Below are 10,875 nucleotides of genomic sequence, written 5' to 3'. Positions count from 1 at the left end.
CAAATCCGGCCCCCGCAACCAACATAAGAAAGCTTATCAAATCTGTTTTGATAAGCTTTTTTTTCGTCTGCTGAAAACTATCGCAGGCCCGGGGGCCTGCTCAGATTTACATTCTTTCCGGTACTCTGAGTCCCAACGTATCCATCCCCTGCCTTAATACATGCCCTGTCAGTGCTGCCAGCGCCAGACGGCTCTGTCTTTCCTGCGGTTGAGGGTGATTCAGAATAGGTGATGCCGCATAAAACCCTGAGAACAGGGAAGCCAGCTCGTAGAGATAACTACACATGATGTTAGGCATCCCTTCCCGTGCCACTGCCAGCAATGCTTCTTCAAATTGCAGAATCTTCACCGCCAGGCTTCGCTCAGTGTCTGAAGTAAACTTCAGCAGGGTAACCGCAGGGTCGCCCTGCGGCTGAATCAGCTCTGCTTTACGCAGTATCGAACTGATGCGCGCACAGGCATACTGAATATAAGGTGCGGTGTTACCTTCAAAGCTCAGCATTAAGTCCCAGTCGAACACATAGTCCGTTATCCGGTTTTTCGACAGATCTGCATATTTCACCGCACCAATACCGATGATTTCTGAAAGTTCACGCAGTTCGTCGGCCGGCAAATGAGGGGATTTTTCACTGACCAGTTTGTGTGCGCGAACGACGGCTTCCTCCAGCAGCTCTGACAGCCGGATAGTCCCCCCTTCCCGGGTTTTAAACGGCTTGCCCTCTCTGTCCAGCATCATGCCAAATTTATGATGTTCCAGGCTGACCGACGGTGGGACATATCCGGCACGGCGGACAATTTCCCAGGCCATCATTAAATGCTGGTGTTGCCGCGCATCAATGTAATAAAGAATCCGATCGGCATGCAGTGTCTGATAACGGTATTTCGCACAGGCGATATCGGTGGTGGTATACAGATAGCCGCCATCCTGTTTACGGATGATCACCCCCATCGGATCACCCTGCTTATTGCGATAACTCTCCAGATACACCATTACCGTATCGGCTTCTTCGGTCGCAATACCGCGTTCCAGCAGATCATTGACGATCTCTGGCAGCATCGCATTGTAAAAACTCTCGCCACGAATATCAGCGGACGACAACGAGACACCTAACCGGTCGTAATTTTTCTGGTTCTGCGTCATCGAAATTTCCACCAGCTTATGCCACATCCGGCGACAATACTCGTCCCCCTGTTGTAGTTTAACCACGTAGCGGCGGGCTTTGAGCGCAAATTCCGGATCTTCGTCGTACAGCTTTTTGGCCGCACGGTAAAAACCTTCCAGGTCAGACAGGGAAATATTGCCGTCGTTTTCGGCTTTTTCCAGACAGGCAATCAACATACCGAACTGAGTTCCCCAGTCCCCAATGTGATTCACCCGTGTGACCTTATGCCCCAGAAACTCTAGCGTCCGGACACTGGCATCACCGATAATGGTGGAACGCAAATGACCGACATGCATCTCTTTGGCGACATTAGGTGAGGAGTAATCCACCACCACATGCTGTGCTGGCTGTTTTTCCACCAACACACGAACATCATTCAATGCCAGACCGCTCTGATACTGAAGCCACTCATTATTAAGAAACAGATTAATAAACCCGGGTTTGACGGCTTCCGCCCGTGCAATAATTTCCTTGCACTGTTTATTATTCATCAGTTGGGCGGCAACCCGCTCTGCTAACTGCAACGGATTCTGTCCCTGAGATTTGCCGATAGCCATCATACTATCTATCTGATAATCGCCGAACTCCGGACGGGCTGACGGACGTGCAGTAACAGATTTATCTGTTGTTATATTACTCTCTGCCATTGCCTGTCTGACCAGTCCGGCCAGAACAGATTTAATATCCATAAATCACCTATGTAAGTTGACCACAGAAAATATAATCGGTTAACCCGAATAGTAATATTTTTCAGCTATCTGAATTTAGAATACCTATTACTGATTTCTGTAACTGTTGAGAATTAATACCAATCACCGGAACGACAAAGATAGTATCATCGCCGGCTACGGTTCCCAGGATCCCATCTGATTTTCCGCAGGAATCAAGTAAGCGGGCAATCAAAGGAGCCGCACCGGGAACCGTATGAGCGACGACCATCCAGTCATTGGTTTCAACACTCAGCACAGAACTTTTCAGCGTCGTTTTCGCGGTAGGAATCCCCCGCTCCGCCGGCAGGCAATAGACCATCTCCATTCTGGCGTTACGGGTTCTGACCGCACCATAACTGGTCAGCATTCGCGATACTTTGGACTGGTTGATATGGGCAAAACCATTTGCCGTCAGATATTCAACAAATTCGGCCTGGGAGCCAAATCGTTCCTCTCTTAACAGTTGCTGAAAGGCCTTATCGAGATCTAAATGTTTAATGTTTTTTATGGTATCAGTCATGATGTTCTCTGAATGAATGGAATACACAGGAAATATTATTTTTGTCGGGGTAAGAAATACCACTTACTGAGACAATACTCCCGATAAATATTCACAGAATAATCATTAATTGACTTTAATCATGTAATTTACCCACGACCAGAAGCTCATCAAACACCCCTCTACAGACAAATATATCGCTTAACATCTCATTACATTAAGACCCGAAAAAAATTTCTTAAAATCAATTAATCTGACTATTATAAATTGAATATTTATTTCTCTTAAATAAATACAAGAAAGTCAGTAACTGGTTATTCCAGCTACTGACTGATGATTATTACCTTAATATTACCGTCCGGAACGATATTAGATTAACAGAACGGAGGACTTGTCAGGCTTTTACACACATCACGTGATATCCACCCTGCTCTTTCCCGGCCCCTTCGGTCTCATGTTCGAACCCCGGGAAAGCATTATCCCATGCCTGAAGTGCCTGCAGGTAAGCAATTTGCGGACTGTTTTTATCGTCTCTTATACTTACTATATCTGTCTGATGTTCAGTTGTGTTGCTATTGCCGCCTCCGCTGCAGGCTATATGGCACCGTTCGCGCCATGGATCAAAAGTTCACCGGTTCATACCTTCCTGACTGTGGTGGCAATATTGGTAGTGACCGTGATTGCTAACTTCAAAGGACCCAAAATCTCCGGCAAAATCTCAAGCTTCACTATCCGGGGGATCATTATTCCGGTGGCGGGTCTGTCGGTGATCGGCTGGTTCTGGTTCGATCTGGTAATTTTCAGTGCCTCCCGGCCCCCACATTCAATGTCTACCGACGGTGCCATTTCTTCCGGTATTTCGCTGACATTATGGGCATTCCCGGAGGTAGAGTCAGCAGGTGCTAACTCTGATGCGGTCGGGAATCCTGAGCGTAACGTCCCGCTGGCCTGCCTGTTTGGTACCGGATTTGCGGCTATCGTCTAAATCGCGTCAACCCCTGTAATTCAGGAGATTGTACCCAATGATCAACTGATCACCTCCGACGCACCGTTCGGTCTGGTGTTTGTTCTCAATGATGTTTACACCACTGGCCGGACAAATTATCACCGCGCTGGCGGTTGTCGCCTGTATCGGTTCGCTGCTGGGTTGGCAGTTTACCAATGCTCAGGTATCGAAAGCTGCGGCCTGGCAGAGTGACCTGTACGGGGGGGATTCCCGACAGCCCTCCGGGAATCTTCGCTGGATTAACACTACTTCCTCTGACGGGGATTCCGGTAGCCTCCTTAATACGCCTTAAGCATGGCATAGCCAACCCAATGAACAGACAGCATCATTTTGTCATTTGACCAGCTCATACTTTGCTCTGGCTGCCTGATGTTCCCTTGCACAACCACAGTGACTGTGCCCCCTCAGCAGAGACACCGCGGCGCTATTTCTCTGCCCCGGGCAACGGGTTAAAATGGCAACAAACAGTGATTCCGGTAAGAAAACATTTCACTGCCAATGATGATGAATACTGACTTAACCCCATGATAATTAAGTTATATTAATGAAAAATCATAAACTAAGCGGTAAAGCGGTGACCGGAACAGGACTTGCAAATCCACGCATAAAAGAATAAAAATACAATAAAACCGAATAACCATTCATCCGGAGAGTGCCGTGAAGGAACGTAGTACCGAATTAGTTCAGGGGTTTCGTCATACAGTCCCGTACATCAACGCCCATCGCGACAAGACTTTTGTCATTATGCTTGGTGGTGAAGCCATTGAACATGAGAACTTCTCCGGCATCGTGAATGATATTGGATTATTGCATAGCCTGGGAATTCGCCTGGTACTGGTCTACGGTGCCCGTCCACAGATTGATGCGAATCTGGCCGACCATCAGTTGGAGCCGTTGTATCACAAACATACCCGGGTAACTGACGCAACTTCACTGGAACTGGTGAAACAGGCTGCCGGCCGTCTGCAACTGGAAATTACCGCCCGCTTATCAATGAGTCTTAGCAATACTCCGCTTCAGGGTGCCCATATCAATGTCGTCAGCGGTAATTTTATTATCGCCCAGCCCCTGGGAGTGGATGACGGGGTGGATTACTGCCACTCAGGACGTATCCGCCGTATCGACCATCAGGCAATTCATCGTCAGCTGGATAATGACGCTATTGTGCTGATTGGCCCGGTAGCCGTTTCTGTCACCGGTGAGAGCTTCAACCTGACCTCGGAAGAAGTGGCCACTCAGGTAGCCATCAAACTGAAAGCAGAAAAAATGATTGGTTTCTGTTCGGAGCAAGGCGTGACCGACGCCGAAGGCAATATCGTGTCGGAAATGTTCCCGAACCAGGCACAACAACGGGTAGATACTTTTGAACAACAGGGAGAATATCTGTCCGGCACCGTGCGTTTTTTACGTGGCGCTGTTCAGGCGTGCCGCAGCGGTGTTCCCCGCAGTCATCTGATCAGTTATCAGGAAGACGGCGCTCTGTTACAGGAACTGTTTTCGCGGGAAGGTATTGGTACTCAGGTCGTGATGGAGTCTGCCGAGCAGATCCGTAAAGCCACAATCGACGATATCGGCGGAATACTGGAGTTAATCCGGCCATTAGAACAACAGGGTATTCTGGTTCGCCGTTCCCGCGAACAGCTGGAAATGGAAATCAATAAATTTACCGTGGTTGTCCGCGATAACCTGACCATTGCCTGTGCCGCACTCTATCCGTTCCCGGAAGAGATGATTGGTGAGATGGCGTGTGTAGCTGTGCATCCGGAATATCGCAGTTCCTCCAGAGGTGAGTTATTGTTGCAGCATGTTTGCCTGCAGGCACGAATGATGGGACTGCGGAAGATTTTTGTTCTGACGACCCGCAGTATCCACTGGTTCCAGGAACGTGGTTTTATTCCGGTCGATATCGAATCACTGCCGGAAACCAAAAAGAAAATGTACAACTATCAGCGTCGTTCTAAAGTACTGATGCTGAACCTGACCTGACTTCATGCCTGCCTCTGTCAGACAGAGGCAGGCATTTGGAAAGCGTCAGACAAGGGGCTGTGCCAGTTGCCAGGACAGTCCACTGCGTCTTACCGTCCGCGACTGAACCGCCCGGTTAAACAACTGTTCGTCACTGTAAATGGTCAGTTGTTTACGGGCGCGGGTAATGGCGGTATACACCAGTTCACGGCTCAGTACCGGGCTGAACTGAGGTGGCAATACCAGTGCGGTGTGGTCAAATTCCGACCCCTGAGATTTATGCACGGTCATCGCCCAGGCTGTATCATGCGGGGGTAAACGACTCGGTTGCACCGCTTTAACATCCCCTTCCGGAAGTATAAAGTGGACCTTCAGTTGCCCGTGACTATCCGCCATGGTGATGCCAGTATCGCCGTTAAACAGCCCTAATGCACTGTCATTACGGGTTATCATCACCGGTCTTCCTGAATACCACTGTCCGTTAGCCGGGGCGAGGCGTTTTTGCTGCCGTAAGCGTTGCTCTATCCTTTGATTCAGACCACTGACACCAAAGGGCCCTTCACGCAATGCACAAAGCAGCTGGTAACGGCTGAAGGCCTGCAGGACGGCTTCAGGGGCAGACTGCTGGCGGATCATTTCTAACATTCCGGCATAACCGTCACTGATCTCTCCCAGCATCTCCAGCCAGTCATCGGCCGAAGTCAGAGAACGCAGGGCAATATCCTGATAGTCCCCCTGACGGACCGTGTCGAGCCGGGACAAATCGCCCTGGTTAACCGCGGCCGCCAGTTGCCCGATACCTGAACCGGCAGAAAAACGGTAACTCTGACGCAGCAGGCACAGGCTGTCACGCACCGCAGGTGCCTGCTCAACCACCGTTCCGCTCAGACTGGCACCGGTAAGTTCTGCAAGCTCGCTGGCCCGCTGCGGGCTGTAACCAAACTCCGCACAACGGCAGATATCCCCCAGAACCGCCCCGGCTTCCACCGAGGCCAGCTGATCGCGATCTCCGAGAAAGATGACCCGTGCCGCAGGTGGCAAGGCACTGATCAGAGAAGCCATCATCGATAAATCCACCATGGAGGCTTCATCGACCACCAGAACATCCAGATGTAACGGGTTCCCGGCATGATAACGCAGGCTACGGGTCCCCGGTCTGGCACCCAGTAACCGGTGCAGCGTGGTCGCTTCCTGCGGAAAGCGGGATTTCAGGGCATCACTGACCGGCAAAGCCTGCAACGCTTTACCCAGCGACTCCGTCAGCCTGGCGGCCGCTTTGCCGGTGGGAGCCGCCAGACAGATACGTAACCGTTGTGGTTCCAGCAGCAGTAAGGCCGCCAGCAGCCGGGCAACCGTGGTGGTTTTGCCGGTCCCCGGACCGCCGGAGATCACGGAGTGTTGCCGGGTCAGGGCCACTGCCGCGGCTATTTTCTGCCAGTTATTACCTTCCTCACCAAATAACTGATCAAGGATGGCTCTCACTTCTGAAGGTTCGGTCAGTTTCGCCGGTAACTCACTGGAAAAGAAATCAGCTACCTGGCGTTCCTGGTGCCACATCCGGTGCAGATAAAGCCTGTGGTTGTCCAGCACCAGTGGCGCGGCCAGTGAGCCATCACTCACCGCATTCCAGTGACTGAGCCGTTCCTGCCATAACTCTGCTTCCTGTGGTGCTCCGGCGGCCTGCCAGAGTTCTGTGGCCAGCGCTAACTGACGCCCGGAAAATAGCTTATCCGGCCGAAGCAGCGATAACGGTAAACAAACATGCCCTTCCCCACTGCCGGCACTCAGACAGGCGGCCGCCAGTAACTCCGGGGACGCCCCCCCGGGCTCCACCAGACTGGCAAAACGCAGGTCCAGTGGTCGAAACATTTGAGCTTCCTGAGCCTGTTTCAGCAACTGTTCGAATTCAGACATCAGTTATTCCCTCATTCCCGGCAAACAGGTTATCCAGATTCCGGATAAAGTCTTCCTCCGGACGGGTATAAAACACCCCGTTCTCCGGCTGTTCTCCCCCCATTCCCCGCAGGAACAGGTAGAACACCCCCCCAAAATGTTGTTGGTACTGGTAACCGTTAATCCGCTGCTTCAGGTAGCGGTGCAACGCCAGGCTGTACAGCTGATATTGCATATCGTAACGATGATCAATCATTGCCTGCTGCATCGCCTGCGGCGTATAGGCACTACTGTCAGCGCCCAGCCAGTTTGACTTATAATCCAGCAGGTAATATTTACCCTGCCAGCGGAAGACCAGATCGATAAAGCCTTTCAGCATGCCTTTCACCTGGAAGAAATCCACCGCCGGAGCCCGTGCAGACAAGTCATCGAAACGTCGCATCAGACTATCCAGTGCCTGCGGTTGTAACAACTGACCAATGGGCAGATAAAACTCCATTTCCACCAGCCGGTCCTGTGGCAACAACGCCGATAATGATAACCCGCCTGCCGTCAGCGGGGTGTTGAGCAAAGTATTCAGCCACTGCAATAATACCGGAAGCCAGTGAGGCGGATAACCGTGTGCGGCTAGTTGGTCGGCCAGCCACTGCTCAGGCACTGGCTGACTAAATTCCAGTTGTTCAAACAGGCTGTGCAGAAATGTCCCCGGACCTGCGCCACGCGGAAAGTGATGCGCAGTCAGTGACAAGGATTGTTCATTTTGTTGTTCGCCGGCCGCATCAATGTCAAAGCCCGGCATGATATCCAGCAGACGTGATCCACCATGTCGTTGCAGGCCCGAATAGCTGGTGACCCGCCAGAAATCATTGAGTGATCTTGTCAGCTGACGGCTGGACAGCGTCTTATCTGAGATTACTGAGTCATGCCAGTCACCGACCTCCGCATTATCTGCGGTCACCACCCCGATATTCCCGTCCTCCAGACTGAGTAAGTACTGACGTAGCTGTTCTGCCGTGGCTGGCTGCCCCTGCTGTAACAGGTAACCAATGGCACTGTGATGGATATCGGTCTCTCCCTGAGTTTTTCGGTTTCCACGGAACAGCGGAGCCAGACCGATACTGCAATGCCAGACCGAACGGGTCAGCGCGACATAGAGCAGCCTTAAATCCTCGGCACGTCGCTCTTCTTCGGCAAGTTCGAGGCTCTGTTCCTGCTTTTGTAAATCCAGCACTGCCGAATAGCTTTCCCGGTCATGATATAAGGCGGCTTCTGCCTGCCGCCAGCTGGCGGCGAAGGGTAACCAAACCAGTGGGTATTCAAGCCCTTTCGATTTATGAATAGTGACTATCTGCACCAGATGACGATCACTTTCCAGTCGTAACTGCTGGCTGCTGGCGTTGATATCCGGATGCAAGATCTGCCGGCTGAGATAGCGGACCAGCGCGTGGGGACTGTCCAGTTGTACAGAGGCTTCCTGTAATAGTTCACCAAGGTGCATGATGTCAGTCAGACGCCGTTCTCCGCCCTCACTGGCCAGTAAATTTTCTGCCAGCCGTTGCTGAATCATAAGGTCACGTAACATCGGCAGGATTCCGGACTGGCGCCACAACAACTGCCAGCCGGCAAACTGGTCTGTAACCTCGTCCCAGCAGTGACTGTCCTGGCTTATCTGCTCCAGAGTTGCGGCATCGGTACCAATAATGGAGGTAGCCAGCGCAGTGCGTAACGTCCGCTCCTGCTCCGGGGCCAGTATTGCCTGTAAAATCCACAACAGTTCCCGGGCTTCGGTCGTCAGCCAGACACTGTCGCGGCTGGAGAGATACACCGAGGCAATCCCTTTGGCCTGTAAAGCTTCACGGATGATTCCGGCTTCACGGCTGCTACGCACCAGCACCGTAATATCTGCAGCCGTCACCGGTCTTGACTGCTGCTTACTGTCGATAAAACAGGCCTTACCCTGGTGTCCGGCCGTCAGCCAGCGGGCAATATCATTCGCCGCCTGTTTCGCCATGATTTGCTGGTACTCACTTACCCCCATGCCTTCGCCAGGGGCCAGCCAGAAGCGCAGTGCCGGCTGAATCTCTCCGTCCAGTTGCAGGCTGAGCGCCTGGTTACGCCCACTGGAAGCGACCGGCTGAAAAGGAATGTCGCTGAAGATAAACGGGTTTTCTGTCCCGGAGAACAAACGGTTTACGCCGGCGACCATCGCCGGTGACGAACGCCAGTTAGTGCCCAGCGTATAGTGAGCACTGACTTGTTTTCTGGCGGTAATATAGGTGAAAATATCCGCGCCACGAAAGGCATAGATAGCCTGTTTTGGATCACCAATCAGCAACATGGCATTCTGCGCCTGGCCACCATACAGTGTGTTAAAGATGCGGTACTGTAACGGGTCGGTATCCTGAAATTCATCAATCATTGCCACCGGGTAACGCTGGCGGATAGATTCTGCCAACGCCGGCCCTGCCTCGTGTTGCAAGGCATAATCCAGCCGACTGAGCAGATCATCAAAACTTAACAAAGCCTGCTGGCGCTTTTGCTGTAGCACGGAAAGTCGAATTTCGCGCAATGCATGACTGACCAGACAATCATACAGAGTGACTGGCTGCTGCAAAAACAGTTCAATTTGCGTAAATACCGGATGCTGTGGAGCCTGGCCTTTTTTAGTTTTTTCACTCAGTGTGCTTTGAGTAAATCGCTCAAGTTCTTTCGGCAACTGATAACCGCTCTCTGAATCTGCGGCCCAAAGATCCAGTTTTTCCAGCCAGACCGGTAAATTCTTCTTACTGTAGCTGCGCTTATCTACATCAGACTGTTCTATCAACTCCCGGATATCCCGCGACGCCGCAGACCAGGCCTGTTTTAGCGCATCAATACGCTGCATATTCTGCTGATGGCATTGTTGCAGACTCTGATCTTCAGCGACCGGGGATTTAATCTCCGGCATCTCCCCCTGCAACCACGGCAACAGAGAAGCCAGTAAATGCTCAGGACCGCTAAAGTTATCCAACACTGCGCGGGCAGTCTCCATCTCCAGCGGATAACAGTAACGGCGCCAGAAATCTGCGGCGGCCTGGTTCAGCAACTGCTGCTGGTTTTCCACCAGTTGTTGCTCAAACAGCATCCCGGACTCAAAAGCATTCATATTCAGCATTCGCTGGCAAAAGCCATGGATCGTGAATATTGAGGCTTCATCCATTTGACGCTCTGCCGCCAGCAACAACCCGGCTGCGACCGGTAAATCGGTAATCTGTTGCAGCAAAGGTAGCCAGGCGCTGTCCTGTTCGACCGGGGGCTGGTCTGACGGGGCGGTGGATTCGGCTTCACGGCGCTTACCGTCAACCGCACGAATACAGGCAATCCGTAAACCATGGATATTGTCACGGATACGTCCACGTAATTCTGCGGTGGCGGCTTCGGTAAAGGTCACCACCAGTATCTCTTCGACCGATAACGGACGGCTGTAAGCGTTTTCGCCGCCCAGTCCCAGCAACAAACGCAGATACAGAATACCAATGGTATAGGTTTTACCGGTGCCGGCCGAGGCTTCAATCAGTCTCTGGCCCTGCAAAGGCAAAAGTAACGGGTCCAGTGTTTCAGCCTGTTGCAAACTCATCATCAGTTACTCATGGTTAATAT

General features: G+C 51.8%; 7 protein-coding genes and 1 pseudogene. 3 read left to right on the top strand and 5 right to left on the bottom strand.

All coding sequences use genetic code 11. From position 1 onward, the window contains the following. Positions 1-106 precede the first annotated feature (106 nt). The 3 genes and pseudogenes from argS to B3Z23_RS12745 all read right to left on the bottom strand — a co-directional run. Positions 107-1,852, bottom strand: a complete 1,746-nt coding sequence (gene argS / locus B3Z23_RS12755; RefSeq protein WP_294910601.1) for an arginine--tRNA ligase — start codon at positions 1,850-1,852, stop codon at positions 107-109. Positions 1,853-1,913: 61 nt separating this feature from the next. Continuing rightward, positions 1,914-2,393: a transcriptional regulator ArgR gene (gene argR, locus B3Z23_RS12750; RefSeq protein WP_294910599.1), complete on the bottom strand. Its 480-nt coding sequence runs from the start codon at positions 2,391-2,393 to the stop codon at positions 1,914-1,916. A 373-nt stretch (positions 2,394-2,766) separates the two neighbouring features. Next, a pseudogene (locus tag B3Z23_RS12745) lies at positions 2,767-2,901 on the bottom strand (hypothetical protein); the annotation flags it as partial. Positions 2,902-2,928: 27 nt separating this feature from the next. On the opposite strand from B3Z23_RS12745, the gene B3Z23_RS12740 reads away from it, so the two are divergent. From B3Z23_RS12740 to argA, 3 genes are all read left to right on the top strand, one after another. Continuing rightward, positions 2,929-3,357, top strand: a complete 429-nt coding sequence (locus B3Z23_RS12740; protein ID WP_294911128.1) for an amino acid permease — start codon at positions 2,929-2,931, stop codon at positions 3,355-3,357. An 88-nt stretch (positions 3,358-3,445) separates the two neighbouring features. Continuing rightward, complete coding sequence (locus tag B3Z23_RS12735) at positions 3,446-3,670, top strand: hypothetical protein (RefSeq protein ID WP_294910596.1); 225 nt, start codon at positions 3,446-3,448, stop codon at positions 3,668-3,670. Positions 3,671-4,035: 365 nt separating this feature from the next. Continuing rightward, positions 4,036-5,364 (top strand): amino-acid N-acetyltransferase, encoded by a 1,329-nt coding sequence (gene argA, locus B3Z23_RS12730; protein ID WP_294910593.1) that lies wholly within the window; start codon positions 4,036-4,038, stop codon positions 5,362-5,364. Between the two features lie 45 nt (positions 5,365-5,409). On the opposite strand, the gene recD is transcribed toward argA, so the two are convergent. Continuing rightward, a complete protein-coding gene (recD, locus tag B3Z23_RS12725) occupies positions 5,410-7,257 on the bottom strand; it encodes an exodeoxyribonuclease V subunit alpha (protein ID WP_294910590.1) in 1,848 nt (615 codons plus the stop codon). Further along, positions 7,250-10,852, bottom strand: a complete 3,603-nt coding sequence (recB, locus tag B3Z23_RS12720; protein ID WP_294911126.1) for an exodeoxyribonuclease V subunit beta — start codon at positions 10,850-10,852, stop codon at positions 7,250-7,252. Before recB ends, recD begins: the two co-directional genes overlap by 8 nt. Positions 10,853-10,875: the final 23 nt, after the last annotated feature.

Origin of the sequence: Tatumella sp. UBA2305, from assembly GCF_002345795.1 — a bacterium.
In the GTDB taxonomy this organism is placed as follows: domain Bacteria; phylum Pseudomonadota; class Gammaproteobacteria; order Enterobacterales; family Enterobacteriaceae; genus Tatumella; species Tatumella morbirosei.
Note: the sequence above shows the minus strand (reverse complement) of the source record. Positions and strands in the feature narration are given on the sequence as shown.

What these genes read in the sequence shown, in the direction of transcription:
- argR (WP_294910599.1), bottom strand. Translation starts at nt 2,393, where the DNA reads ATGACTGATACCATAAAAAACATTAAACATTTAGATCTCGATAAGGCC.
- argS (WP_294910601.1), bottom strand. Translation starts at nt 1,852, where the DNA reads ATGGATATTAAATCTGTTCTGGCCGGACTGGTCAGACAGGCAATGGCA.
- recB (WP_294911126.1), bottom strand. Translation starts at nt 10,852, where the DNA reads ATGAGTTTGCAACAGGCTGAAACACTGGACCCGTTACTTTTGCCTTTG.
- B3Z23_RS12735 (WP_294910596.1), top strand. Translation starts at nt 3,446, where the DNA reads ATGATGTTTACACCACTGGCCGGACAAATTATCACCGCGCTGGCGGTT.
- B3Z23_RS12740 (WP_294911128.1), top strand. Translation starts at nt 2,929, where the DNA reads ATGTTCAGTTGTGTTGCTATTGCCGCCTCCGCTGCAGGCTATATGGCA.
- recD (WP_294910590.1), bottom strand. Translation starts at nt 7,257, where the DNA reads ATGTCTGAATTCGAACAGTTGCTGAAACAGGCTCAGGAAGCTCAAATG.